The organism is Pseudomonas sp. SJZ077, assembly GCF_007993905.1.
Lineage (GTDB): Bacteria > Pseudomonadota > Gammaproteobacteria > Pseudomonadales > Pseudomonadaceae > Aquipseudomonas > Aquipseudomonas mandelii.
Genome location: NZ_VIUJ01000032.1, coordinates 13,027 through 32,580, shown reverse-complemented (window position 1 = coordinate 32,580; position 19,554 = coordinate 13,027). Strand labels below are relative to the sequence as shown.

Sequence of the window (19,554 nt, the reverse complement as noted above, 5' to 3'; positions counted from 1 at the left end):
GGACTTGCATGAAGATTCGATTCTGTTTGTGGTTGGGACTTGGCCTGATCCCGATGGGGGCAAACGCCGCCCCTGAAATTGCCCAGTTGTACGCGCCAAAACTGCCGGAGGGTTCGGCCTGGGTGCGGGTGGTCAACCCCTCCGACACTGCCATGCAGGTCCAGGTGGGCCAGGGCGCGAGTTTCGCCCTTTCGACCCAGGCGACGGTGGCCAGTCCTTTTCAGGTCGTGGACTCGCGACAACCGCTGCAAGTGACCGTCAACGGTCGCGAGATAAAGGGCCTGAGCGCACCGAAAAGTGCGTGGGTCACGCTGATTCTCGACAGTGACCCGGCGCGGGCACCCCGCCTGGTCATCGACCCGCCGCTGCGCGGCAAAGACTTGCGTGCCGAACTCAACCTCTACAACCTGGCCAGCGGTTGCGAAAAGGCCGGGGTGAAACTGGCTAACCATGCCCCGGTGTTCAATCAAGTGCCGTTCAACGGTCAGGCCCAGCGCACGATTAACCCGGTGCAAGCAACGCTGGTTGCCAATTGCGAGCAGAACATCAGCCTGCCGTTCAAGCTGGCGCCCTTCAAGGCCGGCGATCGTTACAGCCTGTTCCTGGTCGGCTCCCGGCAGGCTCCACGCCTGATCGGCCTTGTCGACCAGACCGCGCCATGACCCTTCAATGGAAATCTCGCTGGCCGGTTTCCGCCCTGATCGCCGGTGTCTTGTTGAGCCTGTCGGGCACCGGCGTTGAAGCGGCCTCGGCGGTCATTACCGGCGAAGGTGGCTGGCTGTTCCCGGCCTGGGAAAGCCTGAGCAAGGTCGATAACCCCGGCACGACTCGCAACATTGCGCTGGTGAAACAACTCCAGCAGAACCTTGCGCGGGAACACATCAGTCTGGTCGTATTGGTAGTGCCGATGAAAGCGCCGTTTTATGCCTCGCGCCTGCCCGCCAATCAGCCCTTGAGCCCGGCCGTGATGCAGCGCTACGACCACATACAGAGCGAGCTGACTCAGGCAGGCCTGACCACGCTGAACATCAAGCCCGTCCTGCAACGCACTGAACACGGCAAACAGACCGCGTTTTATCGCGCCGACTACCACTGGACCGCCTGGAGCGCGGAAAACACCGCCGACGCCACGGCGCAACTGATTACCGAGCGTTACCGCCTGCAAGGCGAACCCGGCGGTGGCGCGGCACTGGGCGAGTGGTTCGACCGACGCGCGTTCGGCGATCTGGCGAGCAATTTCCTGCCGGCGATCAAACGTAAATCGATTGGTCGCGACATCTACACCGTTCGCCATCAGGCCCAGAACGACTTGCTGATCGATGATGCACCGGCACCGGTTCAGGTGATCGGCAACAGCTTTGTCCAACCTTACCTGGGCTTTACGCAAAAGCTTTCCAATGCCCTGGACCGTCCCGTCGCGCTGACCTGGAATCCTGGCGATGTCGGCCCATGGGCTACGCTGCTGCAATACCTCTGCGGATTTCGCCCAACACAAACCGCAAGTGATCGTCTGGCAATTCAACGAGGGCCAGTTCCACCTCGGCCCCGATGCCGCAGCTAACTGGAACGCCAAAGGCGTCACCTCGCTGAGCCAATGGCATCAGCGCATCAATAAGGCGCTTCCGTGAACATTCTTGGTTACACCGCCAGTCGCGCGACCATTGCGGGTCTGTTGTTTGCCGCCATTCTCGGCACCGGGACCGGCGTGCTCTACGTGACGGACAAAAAGGCCCAGACCCCAGGGATCGTCGGCATCGTCTGGCAGCCGGACAACAAGACCGTCGGCATCAATGGCCACTGGGAAAAGCTGGGGGCCCGCGAGCTGCTGGTGCAATGGACTGTCGTCGACGATCAGGCATTCGTTGCCAGTTCCGGCCTGCCCAGCGTGCCGGTTCTGCCCGATTGGGCACGCATTGCCAAGGCCCCTTGGGCGCAAGACGTCATCCTCGGACTGGCCGGCTATTTCAGCGAAAACCGCTCACGGGACAACATCGAGCAACTGGCGGCAGTCTCGGCACGCATCGCCAAATTGCCGACGCCCTTGCACGTCACCGGCTGGTACTTCCCCGCCGAAGTCGACCCCAGCTGGACCCGCGCCAAAGAACTGCCCGCCCTGCTGGCCAAGCTGCCACGACCGTTATGGATCAGCGTGTATGACGGTGCGAACATCGGCCCTGTCGCCACGGCAGAATGGCTCAAGCAGTGGCTGCCGAATGACATTGGCGTGTTCTTCCAGGACGGCGTCGGTGTCTACGCCCGCACCGCACCGGTCGCCAGGACCTACGCCGACGCGTTGCGCGAGCGCCTGGGCAAAGACCGGGTGCGCATCATCGTCGAAGCCTTCCGCCCCAACTTCGGCGGCGGATTTCGCTCCGCCACCGCCGCCGAGCTCAAGCCGCAATTGGCGGCCTATGACGGTTATCCGCTGTACCTGTTCGACGGACCGCACTACGTGACGCCTGAGCTGGTGGAGCAACTGGCGCGATAACGTAGATCATCAGCGTCAGGTCGGATTAACCCTTGACCGCCGCTTCGATCGCCGCGACATCGATTTTCCCCATCTGCATCATCGAGTTGAACGCGCGCTTGGCCGCTGCTTGATCAGGATTATTGATGGCATCCGTCAGGACGCGGGGCGTGATCTGCCACGACAGTCCCCATTTGTCCTGGCACCAGCCACAGACGTTTTCCTGGCCGCCGTTTCCGACAATCGCGCTCCACAAGCGGTCGGTTTCGGCCTGGTCGTCAGTCGCCACCTGGAACGAGAACGCCTCGTTGTGCTTGACCCCCGAGCCCCCGTTCAGACCGAGACACGGAATGCCCATCACCGTGAATTCGACCGTCAATACATCGCCCTGCTTGCCCGCAGGATAGTCGCCAGGCGCGCGAAGGATGGTGCCCACCGCGCTGTCGGGAAACGTCTTGGCGTAGAACGTTGCGGCCTCCAGCGCGGCGCCGTCGTACCAGAGGCAAATCGTGTTTTTGCTGACCATTCTGGTTCTCCATCAATGGGGAATGAATGGTCATTCTAGCTGAGCGACCAGATGGACCACGAAGAGGGCCATGCCCCTTGTCGGCAGATCAATGCTGTGACGAGGTCCAGCGTGCTGATTACTGGAAACTCGGCTCGGCGCAAACCGCTGATGTGGCGCGAAGTGTCCGCAGCCCCAACAGCACGATCACCACCATGACCAGCCCCGCGCCGATGGCGACGCCGAACCCTGCCCGTGCGCCATAGGCGTCGATGACCAGCCCCGCGAGTACGCCACCGAGCGCCACGCCGATGCTGATGCCCGTCGTCATCCACGTCAGGCCTTCGGTGATCCTGGACGGTGGAACGATGATCGTACCAAGGTTCATCACGACGACCATCGTTGGTGCGAATGACATGCCTGCCACAAACAGCATCCCGGAAAGGATGTAGACGTCCGGCGAGAAAATGGGCAAGACGGCTGTAACTGCCGTGATCAGAACGCCAACGAAGAACTGCTTTTCAATCGACAAGGAGACCCTCAACGCGCCGAACGTCAGGCCCGCGATCATTGAGCCGAACGCATAGGCTGCGAGGATGAAGCTGGCGGACGCTGGCCAGTCTTGTGCGTTGGCGAAGGCCACCACCGCCACATCGATTGATCCGCCAATCACCCCCATCGCCAGGAGTGCCAGAACGATGGTGCGAACGCCGGGAATCAGCAAGGTAGAGCCGGTGCTCTTCCTGACGCCCACGACGACCTTAGGTTCTGTCTGCTTTTGCAGAAGAAAAGCGCTCACGCCGATGACCAGCAGCAAGACCGCGACAAGCGGTCCGGCTTCGGCAAAAAAACTGACGCTCAGACCGATGGCCAGGGGTGGACCGATAATGAAAGCGAGCTCAGTCAGCACCGTGTCCAGGGAGAAAGCCGTGTGCAACTGCGGCTTGCCACGGAAAAGCTGTGTCCAGCGTGCTCTTATCATCGCGGGCATGCTGGGCATCGTGCCCGCCAGTGCCGCAAGAATAAACAACAGCGGGGTCGGCGCCCTCATAGAGACGGCAACGATCAGCGCCAGCAACATGCCAATGCTGAAGGTGGTGACTAAGGGCAGCACCCGACTCTGCCCCCGCTGATCGACGAGTTTCGACACCTGCGGGCCGATCAGCGCATTTGCCAGGGTAAAGGTACCGGCGACCGAGCCAGCCAGCCAATAAAGTCCCGTCTGCTGCACCAACATGGTAATGATGCCGATGCCGATCATTGCCTGTGGCAGACGGGCAATGGAACTCGCGATCACCAACCCCATGACGCCCGGGGTGGTGAGCAGTTCGCGGTAGGGATTTGCCATGATTTATCCTTTTTATAATGCTTCGCCGATGGGTACCCCGCTGCACGCCCGCAAACTGTTGCGGGCGGTTTATCGGCGACTCAATGGCACATGTGGACCAGCAAGCGAGGCAGATGAGCGTTACGCTCGAGCGCTTACAAAAGCGCCCGGCTGAAGGCTTCAGCCAGGTGTTTCCGATGACTGATGTCCTCCATCATGGACACATGCGTGCCTGGAATAGAAACCGAACTTATCGCCAGATCCGGCAATAATTCTCTCCAGCCGCCAACCATATCCACCTGCGGCAGACGAGCACGCTCACGGTCAGCCGCGTAGGTGACGCCCTGCTCGCCAATCAACTGGTAGAACGCCTTCGGCGAGCGGGTAATGGCATGCGGGACCAGCACCGGGGTGCCGCCATAACGAAGGGCGCCCCATCGGGCGGTTATCCAGTTCGATTATGAGTGTGAAAAATCATGGTTTCGTGAGTTTTTGTAGGTGCCTTCCTACCTATAGATCGTCATGGTACGCACGTCACCTTGCTGAGGGTGGGTCCGAGCGTTTGATCGAAAGCCGCACTGCGTCAATGCAGGGTGCCCTACTGCGGCTGAAAGGTCTGAAGATACGCCAACAGGTTTTCAATCTTCTCCGGATCGCTGAGCCCCCAGAAAATCATCCGGGTACCGGGCACTACTTCCTTTGGATCTTCGAGGTACGCGATCAGGGTCTCGCGGGTCCAGACAATGCCGGCCGATTTCATGGCGTCGGAGTATTGATAATCCGTCGTGCTACCTGACGGGCGTCCAAAAATGCCATTGAGTTGCGGCCCGAACGAACCCCGCGCCGACTTCCCCACTTGATGGCAGCCGCCGCATATCCGTTTAAACAGTGTCGCGCCGGCTTCAGCATCGCCGGCCGCCTGGACTTGCGCGCCGAACACCCCCGCAATAAGCACCATGAGGGCTGCGGCTTTATTCATGTCCTGCTCCAAATCATTTGTGGCCAAGCGCACGTAAATCAGCTCGCACCCGGTTGAACCTACTTCCAATAAGCCGCCGGCAGACGGGTGGAATAACGACCCCGCTATCCGCTGACAGCGGCAAGCGCAGACTCTATCCTGTGCAACCCTGCGATTCCACCGGAGATGCCCTGTGCCACCCTTGACCGCCCGCGAGGTTTACCAGCAGTTGCGCGACGCCGCGCTGGAACTCCGGCCGCTATCGCGCCTCGCCAGACAACCCGAGCCCGGCCACGTGCACGTCGATATCGAAGGCTGGCGCCTGAGCCTCGGTGTCGACGGCGCCCGCCTGCTGCATTGCCAACGTTGCCAGGCCCCGGACGGCCGCGAGGGTGAACTCGACCGCTGGCAACGTTACGGCACCGACCCGGTCAGTTTGCTCAGCACCTGGGAGTTGGCGCAGATCGAGCGTTTGCTGTGCCTTCAGCGCCAGCCTTAGAGATCAACGATCACCGTCCCGGCAATGCTCTCGGCGAATTCGACTCCGAACAGACGACCCGGTGTCTCGAACCCGGAACGCCGCTCACCGGCCAACACGCGTCGCGCCGCTTCCACCGCGGCCAACGGTGTGTAGGAGTAGCCGTTGATAGTCTCAATCACCGACCGCGCAACCTGCCCATCTGCCCCCGTCACCTCAGCAACCGCATAGGCCCGATGCGACAGGCGCTCTTGCTCGCTGGGGCCATCGGGAAGTCGGGACAAGTCGCCCTCGGGGAATGCGTCACCGCTGATGTGCACGAACATCGCGATGTTGGGGATACCCGTCGAGCGCCCACCCGTGACCAGATCACCGAACGACAGCGGCGCGCAGAGCACAGGCCCGGCGCCGAAGTCGAAGTGACGCGGTTGCGCATCCGGCGCAGGAACGAGTACGCCGTCGACCCGCGCCATCAATCCTGCACCGATGATCTCGCCAACGCTATTGGCCGATCCACGGGACATGGAGCCTGCAACCTGCAGCGCGATCCGTAGCGATTGCGGATGTTCGACACGACGGGCAACGTGCAGGGCGAGGCAGTCCGTGGGGACAACGTCCCAGCCGACGCCTGGCAATAGCATCACACCGGCATCCTCGCCCAACCGCTCCGCCAGCCGGTAAACGTTGATTTCGGCAGTGATGTCGAGATAGTCGACCCCGGCCTCGATGCAGGCCCGCATCAACGGCTCTGCAGTCATCACAAAAGGACCGGCGCAGTTCAACAAGACCGTGACGCCGCTCAGCGCTTGCGCCGTTTGAGCGTCGGCCGTGAAGGTGCGATAAGGCACGCTCAGCTGCCGGGCAAGCGCAGCCACGCTTGTCGCGTCACGTCCAGCGACTTCGAAGTCCAGCCCGGCTGCCTTCGCCTGTGCCGCGACCATTCGGCCGGTGTACCCGGTTGCGCCATAAATCAGAAGTTTGCTCATTGTGGGTGCTGCCAGTTTTTATAGACGAATTCGAGGCTGTAGCCATCCGGGTCCAGGACGTTAGCCGCGTAATAATTCGGGTCGTAATGCAACCGTGCGCCGGGAGCGCCGTTATTGGTAGCGCCTGCTTTCATCGCAGCGGCATAGGCCGCATCGACCTCGCCCCTGCTGTTCGCAACGAACCCGACATGCGCAGCCCGCCCCTCCACCACCCCTTCACGCAGCCAGAAAAACACCCGGCCTTGCGCACCGAAACCCTTGAGGTCCGGGTGGCCCGGTGGGCCATCCTTGCCGTCGAAATCGAGCGAGTGAGTGATGCCGAGCGGTGAGAGCGCCGCGGTATAGAAATTGACGGAACGTTGGGTGTCGCTGACTGAGATAAACACATGATCAAGCATGGAATGCGCCTCGCTGGTTCAGATGATGTAACCGCCGGAAACCTCAATGGATTGCGCGTTGATCCAGGCACTTTCTTCGGACAGCAACGTGGCGATCACTCGACCGACGTCGTCCGGTTCGCCGATGCGACCGAGCGCCGTTTGCGAGGCCAGCAGCGTCTCGAATTCTTCGCTCAAGCCGCCGCCCAGTTCGGTGCGAATGGCGCCGGGCGAGACGGCATTGGCACGGATGCGTCGCTCACCAAACTCCTTGGCCATGTAGCGGGTCAGTACTTCCAGTCCGCCCTTGAAAGCGGCATAAGGCGCCACGCCTGGGGTGACCACCCGTGTCGTCGCGCTGGTCAGGTTGACGATGCTTGCGCCCTCCTCCATCAGCGGCAGCAAGGCCTGGGTCAGGAAGAACGGGCCCTTGAGGTGAACGTTCATGAGGTCGTCGAACTGCGCCTCGGTGACCGCCTCAAGCGGATTGAACAGACCGTGGCCGGCATTGTTGACCAGACCACCCAAGGTGGTGGTTTGCCAGTTCGATTGCAGCGCCTGTCGTACCGCATCGACGAACACGCCGAAGCTTCCGGCATGGCAGACATCCAGTTCAAGGGCGACGGCATGACCACCTTCGGACTTGATGCGCTGAACCACCGAATCCGCCGCTTGCACGTTGCTCTTGTAGGTCAGGATGACGCCCATTCCACGCCGGGCACAGTGCACTGCGGCGCTGGCACCAATGCCTCGACTGCCGCCGGTAATGACGATAACGCTCATGGCTTGCTCCACTGTCAATCAGATGAGCAACCACGGTAACCATAGACCCTCGGGCGAGCGCAGCCGTTACTACTCCAATCCTGCCTGTTTCTGCTTTTCGCTTGCGCCGTGCGTCCCCCTGCGGTCAGATGTCTCCCCATGGAAAACCAACTGCATGAACTCAGAACCCTTGCCGCCAGGGCCGAAAACAGGCGTACAGAGACGGGCATTCCGCGCGTGGCCATGGTCCAGGGTGCGATTCCCGAACATCAGTTGGCCGCTGTCTATGAGCCGATGATCAACCTGATCCTGCAAGGCAGTAAGACCATCACCGTCGGTGATCGCACACTGAGGTATGACCCGGCGACCTATTTCGTGATGTCGATTGAACTGCCGGCGGTCGGCAGTGTGCACCCGGCCACGTCCGGCGAGCCGTACCTCGCCGTCGCCTTGACGCTGGACCCTGCCGTACTGGCAACGTTACTGACAGACCTGCCAAAACCTGTCGCACCGTCAGAACAGGAGGCCGGCTTTTCAGTGGCCGCAGTCACACCCGAGCTGATGGACGCCTGGGTGCGCATGTTGCGATTGATGGACCGGCCGGCGGACATCGCGGCCCTGAGCCCGGTGTACGAGCGGGAGATTCTCTATCGGGTTTTGCAAGGACCGCACGGCTGGATGTTGCGCGAGATTGCCGCGCCCGATACGGCCATGGCCCGTGTCAGCCTCGCGATCCAGTGGATTCGCCGCGCCTTCGCCGAGCCGCTGCGGGTCGAGGACATGGCCCGCACAGCGTCGATGAGCGTGTCAGCGTTCCACCGCCATTTCAAAGCCGTCACCACGCTCAGCCCCTTGCAGTATCAAAAACGCGTGCGGCTGCTTCAGGCGCGGACTTTGTTGGTGGCGAACGCTAAAAGCGTCACCAGCGCCGCGTTCGATGTCGGCTATGAAAGCGCTACCCAATTCAGCCGGGACTACGCCCGCGTCTTCGGTTTGCCTCCGGCCCGAGATGCCGCGCGGATTCTCGCGCAACTGCGCGGACGTGCCGACTGAGGGCGCTTCGGTCCGACTGACTCGTTTCTTGTCATCGCGTTGGCGAATGCGTGTACCGATCGATGCCATGAAAGCGCCGCCACTGGCCCCCACCCGACCATTGCGCATACCATGCTGCGACTTCAAACCGTCAGGTGTCTTCCATGATCAAAGCCAGCTTGCGAAGCCACCTGACACTCTGGTTTGCCGGTCTGTCGTTGCTCACGCTGGTGAGTGTGGGTTTCTACGTGGGCCACATTGCCACCGAGCAAATGAAGCAGGCCAGCGGCAATGCGTTGTTGAGTACGGCAAGGTCGGCGGCCGAGCTATTGGGCGCACAACTGCATGAGCGTCAGCTCGAAGTGTCTCTGCTCAGTCGAGCGCCGTTATTCAAGCACGGCGACCTGGGCGATCCGGATATCTTGTCGTCGATGGAGCTGCGTTCGCAATCCCGCGCCGAGTACGCCTGGATGGGCGTGGCTGACGCCAACGGGCGTGTACGGCAAGCCGTGAACGGTCTTCTGGTCAATCAATCGGTGAAAGAGCGCCCCTGGTTCCAGGCCGGGTTGCGCGGTGCTTATACCGGCGATCCTCATGAAGCGGTCCTGCTGGCCAAACTGCTGCCCGGAACCGCCAGTGGCGAGCCTTTGCGCTTCATCGATTTCGCCGCGCCGATCCGCAATGCCGAGGGCCAGGTGATCGGTGTGCTGGGCGCCCATGCCCATTGGAGCTGGGCGACGCGGATTGTCGACGCGGCCGTGCTGCGCAAGGACATGACGCCCGAGGTGGAGGCGCTGATCGTCGACCACGACGGCAAAGTGCTCTATCCGGAAGCGCTCATGGGGCAACGTGTGGCGAACATGCCGGTCGCCCGGGAAAACCATTCCGATACCGCCGGCTGGTCAGTCGGCGACGGTTACCTGACCAGCGTGGTCGCGGTCCCCACGCCCTCGAGCACGGGCCTGACGTGGTACATCGCGGTCCGCCAGCCACTGGATATCGCGCTTCAACCCGCACGTATCCTGTTTTACAAATTGTTGGTGTTGGGGGTCATTGCCGCCATCGTGTTTGCTCTGGTGGCGTACTACCTGGCGCTGTACCTCAGCCGCCCGATCGAACAGCTGGCAAAGTCAGCCAAACGGGTACAAAACCAACAACCGGGTGTGACGTTTCCGCGGGACCATTCGGTGCGAGAAATTGCCCAGCTGGGCCAATCCCTCCAGGGCATGACGGAGTCTTTGCTCGGCAAGGAGCGCGAGTTGCAGGAAGCCAATGCGTCGCTGGAAGCCACGGTCGCGCAACGCACCGCCGCCCTCACCCAGGCCAACGCCGATCTGTTGAAACTGGCCACCCACGACGCACTGACCGGCGTGTACAACCGGCGCCGATTCGACGAGAAACTGAATGAGTGCAACCTGCTGTTTCAACGCACCGGACGGCCCTTTGCGTTGCTGTTCATCGACGCCGACCACTTCAAGCAAATCAATGACACCCACGGCCACGCGATCGGCGATGAGGTGCTGCACCAACTCGCCCGGCTGATCCAGGACAACACCCGCGCCACTGACTTCGTGGCCCGTTACGGTGGCGAGGAGTTTGCGGTGCTGTTACCGGAAGTCGAGGAACCCGAGAGCCCCGAGGTCGTTGCCGAGAAGATTCGCGCCGCGATTGCCGCAGCCATTTTTGCTACGGTCGGGCACGTCACCGTCAGCATCGGCATTGGCCTGGCCGAGATATCAGACAGCAATACCACCGCGCTGATCAAACGTGCCGATCAACAGCTCTATCAGGCGAAGTGGTCGGGAAGGAATCGGGTGGCTCCGCAGGCTCGCGTGACCTAGCGCCACTGACCTCCAGCTTCCACTGATGTAAACCCGGTTAAACCGCAAGGCTATTTACTTAAGAACATCTTCAGCTGAGCGACAACCTGTGGCGAGGGGACTTATCCCCTCGCCACAATTGCGCATCCGCAATCAAGACCGGGTATTGGGCTTACTGAACGTTTTTCAGCTTGACCACATCACCGGAGATCTTGGTGGTGTAGCCGGTCAGGACCCACGCCCAGAACCAGTTTTCCTGCACCTGGGTGTTGATCATCGCGTCACCGCCCTTGGCTTTGATCGCCGCGTTCTGAGCGCGAACAAAACGGTTGTTCTGCTGGATCGGGATCACGCCGAACAGCAGCAGGCCCGTGGCGCTCGCTTCACTGTGGCCCAGGACGGTGTATTGACTGCTTTCATAATGCTGGGTGTTCATCGGCGTGCCGGTGCAACCCGCCAGAACCAGACCGAACAGGGCTACTGCGACAACTTTACTAACGTACTTCACTGAAAAAGCTCCATGAGATATTGCCCGGGATCCATCTCTCGGGCGGCGCACACTCTAACGGATGAGGTGGCCAATTGGTATCAGCTAAAGCAGGTGATTGGCCGCCCCTTGGTTGGCGGCGGCTATTGTTCGAGAGAGTGAAGCGTCGCGTCTCAGCTCTGAGTTATCGCAGCCGGTGAACGCGCAGATGAAACAGGCTCGGGAGCAGTCTCGTCGTCCAGCTTGATAAACATCGCCAGCAACGGCCCCATCAGCACCACGGCGATGGAAGCGCCGAACGCCACGGCCCAGTTGTTCCCCGTGATGTCCAGCAACCAGCCGATCACCACCGGTGACACGGCGCCCGCCAGGGCCATGCCGGTGAAGGTGCACGCGCTGGAAGTCGCCGAATGTTCGTGGGACACCTCGGTGCCAATGACCCAGAGCGGCGAGTCGGCCAGTTCCGAGCAGAAGAACGAGAAGCTCAGGCCGCAGGCGCAGATGATCAGGTCGTGGGTGAACATCAGCGGAATCAAGCCGATGATCGAGGCCAGGAAGCCAAAGATGATCAAGTCACGGCGTGAGCGCAGACGGTTGCCGGTGACTTTGAAGCGCCAGTCCGAGAGCATGCCGCCGACCGCGGTGCCGACGGTCCCGCCGAGCAGCACAAAGGTCGAAAACAACGCGGTGTGGGTCAGGTCCATGCCGTAGCGCTGGGTGAAGAACGATGGAATCCAGTTGAGGAAAAACCACAGCACCCAACCGTGACAGAAACAAGTGGCAGCGGCCGGCCACACTTTGCGCAGCATCTGCGGCCAATTCACCGGTTTGGCCGCCACGGGTGGTAGCGGCACAGCGGCGGTTTCGAGCAGTTTCTTCGATTCGCTCAGGCTGAAATACATGACGAACATGTAGATCAACGTCACCACGCCGAGAATGACGAAGGTCAGTCGCCACGAAAACTGAATGATCATGAACGTCACGATCAACGGCGCCAGTGCATTGGCCAGGCGTCCCGACGCATGCATCATGCCCTGGGCTGTGCCGCGTTGGGTGATAGGGATGGCGCGGGCAATCATGCGCGCCGCTGTCGGGTAGATCGGCGCTTCGCCGATACCGACCACGAAACGTGCAATCACCAAGACCACCAGACCACTGACCAGCCCTGTGGCAATGGTCGCGGCCGACCAGATTATGCCGTACAGCAACATAGCCTTGCGCGAGCCGATACGGTCACTGAACCAGCCGCCGGGAATCATGAAGCAGCTGTAGGCGATGGCGAAGGCTGAAAACATCATGCCCAGGTTGGTGTTGCTGAAACCCAGCTCCTTGCTGATCGTCGGGGCGGCGACGGCCAGGTTGGTGCGGTCCACGTACATGATGAACGCCATGATGCAAAGCAACACGAACGTCAGCGTTGCCCTGCGTTTTTGCGCGAGCGTAGTCGGAATCATTTTTTCCACCTTTTTTATAGTTCTAGTGGGCAGGCGGTCATCCCGGACCGCCTGTCATTGCGTTACTTGAAGAAGCCGTGCAACACCTCGTAGGTCTCGTCCGGGCATTCTTCCTGCAGGTAGTGGCCTGAGGGCACGGTGGCGGTCTGCACGATGTTGGTGGCGTAGCGGCTCCAGATTTCCGCGGCGTTATGGTTGCGCCCGACGCCACCCTTTTCGCCCCAGAGAATCAGTGCCGGATTGTCGATCCGCCGGCCCGCGTCGAAATCGGCGGTGTCCATGTCCAGGTCGATGCCGAAGGTGGCGCGATAGTCTTCGCACATAGCGTGGGTGGTGGCCGGATTCTTGATGCAGCGGATGTAATCGGCCAGCGCTTCGGGCCCAAAGAAACTGGTGCCCTGATCGGTCTTCGACAGCTTGCGGCGGATGAAGAACTCAGGATCGGCGTCCATCATTCGCTCTGGCGTCGGGGCGTCCTGGGTCATGAAGAACCAGTGCCAGGAAAACTTGCCCCACTGGCGTGTCACGTTATTCAACAAATAATGCTGCGGCAGCATGTCGACGAAACCGGCCTTGAGCACCTTGTCGCCGTGATCCAGGCACATGCGATGCAGGACCCGCGCGCCACGGTCGTGACCGGCGGCGTAGAACTGCTCGAAACCCAGCGATTGCATGACTTCAACCTGGTCCTGGGCCATGGCACGGAAGGAATAGGCCGAATGATCGCCACCGCCCTCGGGCTTGGAGCTGTCGCCGTAACCGCGCAAGTCGGTGCAGACCACGGTGAAATCCCTGGCCAGGCGCGGCGCGATCTTGTGCCAGGACAGGTGATTGAACGGGTTGCCGTGCATCAGCAGCAACGGTGGGCCTTCGCCGCCCACGACGGTGACAATCTCGGCACCGCTGGTTTTGGTAATGGTCTTGGTGAAATGCTCGAACATGGTGTCAGCCTCGATTTTCTTCTCGATCACTTGGCGGGTGTTTAGCGCTTGGATTTACGCGCGGCAGCGTTGTCAGCGGCGACCCGGAACGCAGCCGCCATCGCGCCGACGTCTGCAATGCCTTTACCGACGATGTCATAAGCCACGCCGTGTGCCGGAGTTGCGTAAACAGTCTTCAGGCCGCCGGTCAGGGTCACGCCGGACGAGAAGCCCAGCAGCTTGGTCGCGATCTGGCCCTGGTCGTGATACATGATCACCACTGCGTCGAAATCACCGTTGCGCGCCTTGATAAACACCGTGTCCGATGGGAACGGCCCCTCGCAGGCCAGGCCTTTGAGGCGCAAGGCTTCGAGCGTCGGGCGGATGATCGTGATCTCTTCATCACCAAACAGGCCGTTCTCGCCGCCATGGGGATTGAGTGCCGCGACGCCGATACGCGGCGCGTTGTTGCCCAGCGCTCGCAACGTGTCATGGGCCAGTTGCAGCGCCCCTTCGATGCGGTCCGGTTGCACCATGTCGACGGCTTTGCGCAGCGCTACATGGGAGGTCACGCGGAAGGTCGAAAACTGCGGGATGATGTTCACTTCGCCGAAGTAACCGACGTGTTCGGTCCAGGCGGCAAACATCTGGTGTTCGTCGTGGTACTTCCAGCCACCGCGATGCAGCCCGGCCTTGTTGAGCGGCGCGAAGCAAATGCCATCGAGCTCACCGGCCAGGGCCATGTCGGTCATGATCTTGAGGGTTTCGCCGGTCAGACGACCCGACTCCGCGTTGACCAGACCGCGCTCATACAACGCAGGATCCACGTTATGTAAATCGATCAAGGGCACGGCGGCCTGGGAATGGTCGGCCTCGCGCAGGTGCACAATCTTCTGGTAAGGAATGCGCTGCCCGGCGTCACGCATGCCGAGCTCGAGCACTCGCTCGTCACCAATGATCACCACATCCGCCCGCTCACGTGCTTCAGGCGTCGACAACAGCTTGACGACCAACTCAGGGCCAATGCCGGTGACATCGCCCAGCATAAGTCCAATCAGGGGTTTCATCAGTTCTTCTCCAGTCCAGGCAAGGTGTGTCTTTTATTGTTATGGGCAGCGCCGATGGCGGAACGCAGGCCAGAAGTCCGGTGCAACCACTGAGGCCCATCCTAGGCCGACGGGCCGGGCCTTCAAGGTGCAAAACGTGGGGTGGGGGTTCACAGAATGTGGTTTGAGAGGGGTGTAGCCGGAGGTGGTGAAGCGAGGTATTCGGGCGGTACCTACGGATACCGACGAAGTGCCCTACAAGAGCTGGAGAAGCAAACGAGCACGCGCAATGGGATCATGATGAATAACCCCACCTCCCTTGCTCTCATTTCGCCGTTTTGGCACCCGCGGTTTTTCGCGAACTGTTGAGGACGACGGCGGCAACGATCAACGCCTTCAACGCACTCTCATCAATCTCATCGCCTTCATGCACATCAATCGCCCGTCGGGTATTGCCTTCAAGACTGGCATTGAAAAGTCCCGAAGGATCCTCCAGAAAAGCGCCCTTGGCGAAGGTCATCTTCACGGCGTTCTTGTACGTCTCGCCGGTGCAGATGATGCCCGCGTGTGACCACACCGGAACGCCCCGCCATTTCCATTCCTCGACCACATCGGGGTCGGCGTGCTGGATGATCGTTCGAATCCTGGCGAGCGTTTCGCCCCGCCAGTCACTCAGCTCTTTGATTCTCGCGTCTATCAGCGCAGAGGCGCCTTCGTCCTCTCCGTCCTTTGCACTGATGGTTTCCTTCGTCATGGGGTTACCGCCTCCTTCAGGATGGTTCGCCCGATTCATGATAGTTGGCGTTCGCCTGCGCTTGAGTAGCGCTGACTGACGGCTTGCATCCCTGGCCCGCAATGACTGCAGTACCCCATCAGTGCCTGGCCATCAACCCATGTAACACCCCGACCCTTAAACCCGCTTCCGAAGGCGTCATTTGCGACAGGCCAAAGACCTTGAACGCGGCCAGCATAACCACCAGTCCGCCAGGCAAGCTATTCAGGCGATGGGGTTGCAAACCCGCCAGCCTGAGGTGATTGACCTGCCCCGCTTCAAGCAGGCGCAACGACAGGCGCAGCAGGCCGCCGTAGGTGATTCCGTCTTGGTCATCATCGTTCAAGCCGTTGGCCTTGAGGACTTTGGCGAGCATCCGCGCGGTGCCTGAAGAGCCGATGGCCTGCTGCCAACCCAGCGCCCGGTAACGACGTGCGACCTTTTCAAACTGCACCGTGGCGACGCGCTCGGCTTCCAGCAGTCCCTGAGCCGTGATGCAGCCTCCGTGAAAATAACGCGTGCCAAAAGTGCTGCTGCCAATGGCAATGCTTTCGGTCAACAGGGGCTGTGCGCCCTGCCCCAGAATCAACTCGGTGGAGCCGCCGCCAATGTCCACCACGAGCCGCATACTCGCGGCACTCGGTGTCGTGTGGGCAACCCCGGCATACACCAGCCGGGCTTCTTCATGCCCGGAGATCACGTCAATCCGAAACCCCAGGTGACGCTCGGCGCTGGTCAAAAACAACTGGGCATTGTCGGCTTCGCGCACCGCGCTGGTCGCCACGGCCCGCACCCGTCCGGCCTCGAAGCCGCGCAGCTTTTTGCCGAATCGCGCGAGCGCCTGCCACCCTCGATCCAACGCCAACTCATCCAGCGCGCCGCCCTGGAATCCTTCCGCCAAACGGACGGGCTCGCGCAGGGTTTTGACTTCCTGGATCACGATCTGCTGGTTGCGTCTGACCGACTGGCCAATCATCAGGCGAAACGCGTTGGAGCCCAGGTCGATGGCCGCAAACAGAGAGGCGTTCCCTTTCATGGTGGGGATTCCTGGCAGATTCATCAGCCCGCGGGCGGGTGCGCTGGGTATTGAAGATGGTTTGTGATGATCCTGCCATGCCTTAGGTGACACCAAGATGACACCGCCCCCCCTGCGTCGCTGTGTATCAGAGTGTGTACGGCTACCCTCTTGATACATGCGTTTTCACCGGGCCTGCGTTTCGACACAGGCCAGATACGTCGCCGCGTTCAAATGTTTTCAAGGTTTCAAGGGGCTCAGCCAGAACCCCTGGCCAACGCCTTGCAACGGAGACATCACCATGAAGATGGCAATGCAGAACAAAACCGGCATGACTCGTCGCCACCTGGTCAGCTCGTCGATCCTGGCATTCGCCCTGTTCGGCGCGCTCGGTGCGGCCCACGCACAAACGAGCGCCACCGTGCAGCCGGCGGCGATCAAGGCCGACGCCGCTCAGGCCACACCCTCCCCGTTCGGCCCGCTGAAGCACATCAAGGCCGGACTGCTGAACGTGGCCTACGCCGAAACAGGCCCGGCTGATGGTCCGGTGGTGATCCTTCTGCACGGCTGGCCGTATGACATTCACAGCTATGACGAAGTCGCCCCGCTGCTTGCAGCGAAGGGCTATCGCGTGCTGATGCCATATGCGCGTGGTTATGGCGATACGCATTTCCTGTCCGATAAAACCCTTCGCAACGGCCAACCGGCCGCATTGGCCAGTGACGTCATTGATTTCATGGATGCGCTGAAGATCAAACAAGCGGTGCTCGGTGGCTATGACTGGGGCGCACGTTCCGCCGGCATCGTCTCGGCGCTGTGGCCAGAGCGGGTCAAGGCGCTGGTTTCGGTCAGCGGCTACCTGATCGGTAATCAGGCGGCCGGCAAGAACCCGCTGCCACCCAAGGCCGAATTGCAATGGTGGTACCAGTTTTACTTCGCCACCGACCGTGGTCGTGCCGGGTACGAGAAAAACACTCATGATTTTGCCAAGCTGATCTGGCAACTGGCGTCGCCAAAATGGGCGTTCGATGACGCCACGTTTGACCGCAGCGCCAAGGCCCTGGACAACCCCGACCACGTCGAGATCACCGTCTTCAATTACCGCTGGCGCCTGGGCATGGTCCAGGGCGAGCCTCAATACGAGGCGCTCGAACAGAAACTGGCCACGGCGCCGTCCATCAGCGTGCCGACCATCACCCTTGAAGGCGATGCCAACGGTGCGCCGCACCCAGCCCCCGAGGATTACGCCAAGCGCTTTACCGGCAAATACGAATTCCGGCTGATCAGCGGCGGCATCGGTCACAACTTGCCGCAGGAAGATCCACAGGCGTTCGCCAAGGCGGTGATTGATGCGGATCACCTTTGAGGCCGATCTGAAATAGTCCTTTCACAACGACGGCTCGTTTTATCAACGAGCCGTTTTATGTTGGAAAAAATTCCGCCGACCCCGTTCTGAACATCATTCCAGCAAAGACACCAGACGCGGCTCCAGGGACGTTTCGAACACATCCAGCAGCGCCAGCGTCACCGGCAGCTTGAAACGCCGCCGCCCCGCACTGCCGGGATTGAGGTAAAGCCGGTCGCCACGCCACTCTATCCGTGGCTTGTGCGAATGACCGGTGATCACCAGCTTGATGGCTGAGTCGAGCGCGGCCGGGACATCGGCGATGTCATGCACCAGCAGCGTTTCCCATCCGTCGAGATCAAAACGAAGAAGGTCAGGAAGTTTTTCTGCCCACGGGGCGTCCAGGTCATTATTCCCACGGACAACGTACAGCGCAGCGATAGCCTTGAGTTGATCGAGAATGTCGGCGTTGCCGATGTCACCCGCGTGAATGATCCGCTCACAACCCGCCAGGGCAGCCAGGGCTTCGGCACGGAGCAAGCCGTGAGTATCGGAAATCACACCAACTTTCATGCGCCGCTCCAGATCAGGTTCAAGGATGAGTGACAGCTCCGTCCCGCAACGTCCGCCTGACCTCAGCCTGTATGGCATAAGCCGGCGCCTCTACCGCATTGAAATCTTGTGTATACCGCTGGGCAAATCCTTCTACCCCCCATTCCTGGAACTGCTGCACATGCTTGAGCTCGTGCGCCCAGAGCACGATGTTCTGTTCTGCGGTTTCAGCATCCCGGAAGAGGATGATGTCGATCAGCGTCACGGCACCGACATCGGGGTTTTGCAGCATGGCAGTGGCGGCGTTGAACTGGCCGTTATCGCTGACTTTGTAGCGTGCGGCATCAAGGACGACGGGATCGTACCAGCGCAGCAATTGCTCCCGGATGTGCGGTGGAATGGGTTGCAGGCCGGTGACGGCGGCGTCGGCGCGGGCTTGGGTCAGCCACAGCGCCAAGGCTGGCGCGGCGATCTGGTAAAGGTCATCCGTCAGTCCCATGTCTGGCAGGCAGATGCAGCCGTCCAGGCACACTTGCTTCTCGCCAGCCGGGCAGGCGCCGGTCTGGGCTGGCACTTCAAGCGTCAGGCAAAGAACAACAAGCGCCACCAGGCGCGTGATGATGGGCGGCATTGGACGCTCCAGGGACGGATGCGGCGCTAACAGTGAATCGGCGTGTCGGCAAAACATCGCTGGACACGACAGACCACTGTTTCCTGCAACTCACTCGCTCTCAGAGGAAGTGGTGGGGTCGAGAGTGGATTCAGCCGCGAGCTTCAATCGATCAGCCTTGCTGATGTATTTAGACTTGCTTGCCGGTGCCAGTTTGGCACTGGCTTTTTTGGCATGCGCCTTTAATAGCTGCTTGATTTTCTTTTGACGATTCATGGTTTTCCACTCGGTGTGTCAGCGCCCGAATGATATCAGCTTAAATGGCCGGACCCGATCCCCGGGGGGCGCACAGGGTGCACAACGCGGAAAATAGACAGGTGCTGCTGAACGACCCGCAATGCGCCTGTGATCTGGAGAAGCGCAGTGTTGGCCTCTCTCAGAAGGTGAGGGTCGAGCAATGGCGGTTCCGTAGGCTGATAGGCGATGCCGTCGTTCGAGATCGCATCGAGGGACCGTGTGCCCGGCATTGCGCCGTGTTGATACGCCTTGGGCCAGCTTAGTGCTGGCCCGGCAAAGGGTGCGCCCCCCCGCCAAGCCGGCTTTTCCCGCACCAGCGGGCGGCCTTGGCCTGAACGGAGGTC

23 protein-coding genes are annotated in these 19,554 nt (G+C 60.9%); 7 read left to right on the top strand and 16 right to left on the bottom strand.

Translation table 11 applies throughout. The annotated features are described in order from the left end of the window. The first annotated feature begins 8 nt into the window (after positions 1-8). From FBY01_RS30130 to FBY01_RS30120, 3 genes are all read left to right on the top strand, one after another. Positions 9-662: an alginate O-acetyltransferase AlgF gene (locus FBY01_RS30130; RefSeq protein WP_083377096.1), complete on the top strand. Its 654-nt coding sequence runs from the start codon at positions 9-11 to the stop codon at positions 660-662. Next, entirely contained in the window at positions 659-1,561 is a 903-nt protein-coding gene (locus FBY01_RS30125; RefSeq protein WP_256664566.1) for a twin-arginine translocation pathway signal, read from the top strand. The genes FBY01_RS30130 and FBY01_RS30125 overlap by 4 nt, the downstream gene beginning before the upstream one ends. 63 nt (positions 1,562-1,624) lie before the next feature. Further along, on the top strand, positions 1,625-2,488 hold the full coding sequence (locus tag FBY01_RS30120; RefSeq protein ID WP_145310850.1) for a hypothetical protein: 864 nt from the start codon (positions 1,625-1,627) through the stop codon (positions 2,486-2,488). A 25-nt stretch (positions 2,489-2,513) separates the two neighbouring features. Here FBY01_RS30120 and FBY01_RS30115 read toward each other — a convergent pair whose 3' ends face one another. From FBY01_RS30115 to FBY01_RS30100, 4 genes are all read right to left on the bottom strand, one after another. Beyond that, a complete protein-coding gene (locus tag FBY01_RS30115; protein ID WP_145310852.1) occupies positions 2,514-2,993 on the bottom strand; it encodes a VOC family protein in 480 nt (159 codons plus the stop codon). 118 nt (positions 2,994-3,111) lie between these two features. After that, positions 3,112-4,320, bottom strand: a complete 1,209-nt coding sequence (locus tag FBY01_RS30110; RefSeq protein WP_145310854.1) for an MFS transporter — start codon at positions 4,318-4,320, stop codon at positions 3,112-3,114. Between the two features lie 134 nt (positions 4,321-4,454). Beyond that, on the bottom strand, positions 4,455-4,706 hold the full coding sequence (locus tag FBY01_RS30105; protein ID WP_145310856.1) for a hypothetical protein: 252 nt from the start codon (positions 4,704-4,706) through the stop codon (positions 4,455-4,457). A gap of 191 nt (positions 4,707-4,897) precedes the next feature. Beyond that, entirely contained in the window at positions 4,898-5,278 is a 381-nt protein-coding gene (locus FBY01_RS30100) for a cytochrome c family protein (RefSeq protein WP_145310858.1), read from the bottom strand. Positions 5,279-5,450: 172 nt separating this feature from the next. Here FBY01_RS30100 and FBY01_RS30095 point away from each other — a divergent pair, with 172 nt between their 5' ends. Beyond that, positions 5,451-5,756 carry a hypothetical protein gene (locus FBY01_RS30095; RefSeq protein ID WP_010459128.1) on the top strand — a complete coding sequence of 102 codons (306 nt, stop codon included), beginning with the start codon at positions 5,451-5,453 and terminating at the stop codon, positions 5,754-5,756. On the opposite strand, the gene FBY01_RS30090 is transcribed toward FBY01_RS30095, so the two are convergent. Genes FBY01_RS30090 through FBY01_RS30080 form a run of 3 tightly spaced genes read right to left on the bottom strand, consistent with a single transcriptional unit; the run spans position 5,753 to position 7,881 of the window. Next, a complete protein-coding gene (locus FBY01_RS30090; RefSeq protein ID WP_145310860.1) occupies positions 5,753-6,721 on the bottom strand; it encodes a trans-acting enoyl reductase family protein in 969 nt (322 codons plus the stop codon). The genes FBY01_RS30095 and FBY01_RS30090 overlap by 4 nt on opposite strands. Beyond that, positions 6,718-7,119, bottom strand: coding sequence for a VOC family protein (locus FBY01_RS30085; protein ID WP_145310862.1), 402 nt, complete (start codon positions 7,117-7,119; stop codon positions 6,718-6,720). The genes FBY01_RS30090 and FBY01_RS30085 overlap by 4 nt, the downstream gene beginning before the upstream one ends. A gap of 18 nt (positions 7,120-7,137) precedes the next feature. Next, positions 7,138-7,881 carry an SDR family NAD(P)-dependent oxidoreductase gene (locus FBY01_RS30080; RefSeq protein ID WP_145310864.1) on the bottom strand — a complete coding sequence of 248 codons (744 nt, stop codon included), beginning with the start codon at positions 7,879-7,881 and terminating at the stop codon, positions 7,138-7,140. Positions 7,882-8,019: 138 nt separating this feature from the next. Here FBY01_RS30080 and FBY01_RS30075 point away from each other — a divergent pair, with 138 nt between their 5' ends. Together FBY01_RS30075 and FBY01_RS30070 are read left to right on the top strand one after the other, a co-directional pair. Continuing rightward, the gene (locus FBY01_RS30075) at positions 8,020-8,913 is read left to right on the top strand and encodes an AraC family transcriptional regulator (RefSeq protein WP_145310866.1); all 894 of its coding nucleotides are present in this window, start codon (positions 8,020-8,022) and stop codon (positions 8,911-8,913) included. A gap of 143 nt (positions 8,914-9,056) precedes the next feature. Then, positions 9,057-10,733 carry a diguanylate cyclase gene (locus tag FBY01_RS30070; RefSeq protein ID WP_145310869.1) on the top strand — a complete coding sequence of 559 codons (1,677 nt, stop codon included), beginning with the start codon at positions 9,057-9,059 and terminating at the stop codon, positions 10,731-10,733. Positions 10,734-10,884: 151 nt separating this feature from the next. On the opposite strand, the gene FBY01_RS30065 is transcribed toward FBY01_RS30070, so the two are convergent. From FBY01_RS30065 to FBY01_RS30040, 6 genes are all read right to left on the bottom strand, one after another. Next, on the bottom strand, positions 10,885-11,220 hold the full coding sequence (locus FBY01_RS30065; RefSeq protein WP_010459119.1) for a hypothetical protein: 336 nt from the start codon (positions 11,218-11,220) through the stop codon (positions 10,885-10,887). A 152-nt stretch (positions 11,221-11,372) separates the two neighbouring features. Next, positions 11,373-12,653, bottom strand: coding sequence for an MFS transporter (locus FBY01_RS30060; RefSeq protein ID WP_102593370.1), 1,281 nt, complete (start codon positions 12,651-12,653; stop codon positions 11,373-11,375). Between the two features lie 62 nt (positions 12,654-12,715). Then, positions 12,716-13,594, bottom strand: coding sequence for an alpha/beta fold hydrolase (locus FBY01_RS30055; RefSeq protein ID WP_010459117.1), 879 nt, complete (start codon positions 13,592-13,594; stop codon positions 12,716-12,718). 41 nt (positions 13,595-13,635) lie between these two features. Further along, positions 13,636-14,640: a PdxA family protein gene (locus FBY01_RS30050; RefSeq protein ID WP_010459116.1), complete on the bottom strand. Its 1,005-nt coding sequence runs from the start codon at positions 14,638-14,640 to the stop codon at positions 13,636-13,638. A gap of 304 nt (positions 14,641-14,944) precedes the next feature. After that, positions 14,945-15,373 carry a DUF1801 domain-containing protein gene (locus FBY01_RS30045; protein ID WP_145310872.1) on the bottom strand — a complete coding sequence of 143 codons (429 nt, stop codon included), beginning with the start codon at positions 15,371-15,373 and terminating at the stop codon, positions 14,945-14,947. Positions 15,374-15,491: 118 nt separating this feature from the next. Then, positions 15,492-16,427: a Ppx/GppA family phosphatase gene (locus FBY01_RS30040; protein ID WP_145310873.1), complete on the bottom strand. Its 936-nt coding sequence runs from the start codon at positions 16,425-16,427 to the stop codon at positions 15,492-15,494. Between the two features lie 280 nt (positions 16,428-16,707). Here FBY01_RS30040 and FBY01_RS30035 point away from each other — a divergent pair, with 280 nt between their 5' ends. After that, complete coding sequence (locus tag FBY01_RS30035; RefSeq protein WP_042932165.1) at positions 16,708-17,772, top strand: alpha/beta fold hydrolase; 1,065 nt, start codon at positions 16,708-16,710, stop codon at positions 17,770-17,772. Positions 17,773-17,865: 93 nt separating this feature from the next. On the opposite strand, the gene FBY01_RS30030 is transcribed toward FBY01_RS30035, so the two are convergent. From FBY01_RS30030 to FBY01_RS30020, 3 genes are all read right to left on the bottom strand, one after another. After that, positions 17,866-18,324, bottom strand: coding sequence for a metallophosphoesterase family protein (locus FBY01_RS30030; RefSeq protein ID WP_102593366.1), 459 nt, complete (start codon positions 18,322-18,324; stop codon positions 17,866-17,868). Positions 18,325-18,343: 19 nt separating this feature from the next. Beyond that, on the bottom strand, positions 18,344-18,934 hold the full coding sequence (locus tag FBY01_RS30025) for a DUF4157 domain-containing protein (RefSeq protein ID WP_145310875.1): 591 nt from the start codon (positions 18,932-18,934) through the stop codon (positions 18,344-18,346). Positions 18,935-19,024: 90 nt separating this feature from the next. Further along, the gene (locus FBY01_RS30020; RefSeq protein WP_010459110.1) at positions 19,025-19,189 is read right to left on the bottom strand and encodes a DUF2986 domain-containing protein; all 165 of its coding nucleotides are present in this window, start codon (positions 19,187-19,189) and stop codon (positions 19,025-19,027) included. Positions 19,190-19,554 lie beyond the last annotated feature (365 nt).

Excerpts from the sequence above, each read along its gene's own strand:
- FBY01_RS30130 (WP_083377096.1), top strand. The coding sequence starts at position 9 with ATGAAGATTCGATTCTGTTTGTGGTTGGGACTTGGCCTGATCCCGATG.
- FBY01_RS30125 (WP_256664566.1), top strand. The coding sequence starts at position 659 with ATGACCCTTCAATGGAAATCTCGCTGGCCGGTTTCCGCCCTGATCGCC.
- FBY01_RS30115 (WP_145310852.1), bottom strand. The coding sequence starts at position 2,993 with ATGGTCAGCAAAAACACGATTTGCCTCTGGTACGACGGCGCCGCGCTG.
- FBY01_RS30110 (WP_145310854.1), bottom strand. The coding sequence starts at position 4,320 with ATGGCAAATCCCTACCGCGAACTGCTCACCACCCCGGGCGTCATGGGG.
- FBY01_RS30100 (WP_145310858.1), bottom strand. The coding sequence starts at position 5,278 with ATGAATAAAGCCGCAGCCCTCATGGTGCTTATTGCGGGGGTGTTCGGC.
- FBY01_RS30090 (WP_145310860.1), bottom strand. The coding sequence starts at position 6,721 with ATGAGCAAACTTCTGATTTATGGCGCAACCGGGTACACCGGCCGAATG.
- FBY01_RS30085 (WP_145310862.1), bottom strand. The coding sequence starts at position 7,119 with ATGCTTGATCATGTGTTTATCTCAGTCAGCGACACCCAACGTTCCGTC.
- FBY01_RS30080 (WP_145310864.1), bottom strand. The coding sequence starts at position 7,881 with ATGAGCGTTATCGTCATTACCGGCGGCAGTCGAGGCATTGGTGCCAGC.
- FBY01_RS30075 (WP_145310866.1), top strand. The coding sequence starts at position 8,020 with ATGGAAAACCAACTGCATGAACTCAGAACCCTTGCCGCCAGGGCCGAA.
- FBY01_RS30070 (WP_145310869.1), top strand. The coding sequence starts at position 9,057 with ATGATCAAAGCCAGCTTGCGAAGCCACCTGACACTCTGGTTTGCCGGT.
- FBY01_RS30060 (WP_102593370.1), bottom strand. The coding sequence starts at position 12,653 with ATGATTCCGACTACGCTCGCGCAAAAACGCAGGGCAACGCTGACGTTC.
- FBY01_RS30055 (WP_010459117.1), bottom strand. The coding sequence starts at position 13,594 with ATGTTCGAGCATTTCACCAAGACCATTACCAAAACCAGCGGTGCCGAG.
- FBY01_RS30050 (WP_010459116.1), bottom strand. The coding sequence starts at position 14,640 with ATGAAACCCCTGATTGGACTTATGCTGGGCGATGTCACCGGCATTGGC.
- FBY01_RS30045 (WP_145310872.1), bottom strand. The coding sequence starts at position 15,373 with ATGACGAAGGAAACCATCAGTGCAAAGGACGGAGAGGACGAAGGCGCC.
- FBY01_RS30040 (WP_145310873.1), bottom strand. The coding sequence starts at position 16,427 with ATGAAAGGGAACGCCTCTCTGTTTGCGGCCATCGACCTGGGCTCCAAC.
- FBY01_RS30035 (WP_042932165.1), top strand. The coding sequence starts at position 16,708 with ATGAAGATGGCAATGCAGAACAAAACCGGCATGACTCGTCGCCACCTG.
- FBY01_RS30030 (WP_102593366.1), bottom strand. The coding sequence starts at position 18,324 with ATGAAAGTTGGTGTGATTTCCGATACTCACGGCTTGCTCCGTGCCGAA.
- FBY01_RS30025 (WP_145310875.1), bottom strand. The coding sequence starts at position 18,934 with ATGCCGCCCATCATCACGCGCCTGGTGGCGCTTGTTGTTCTTTGCCTG.
- FBY01_RS30020 (WP_010459110.1), bottom strand. The coding sequence starts at position 19,189 with ATGAATCGTCAAAAGAAAATCAAGCAGCTATTAAAGGCGCATGCCAAA.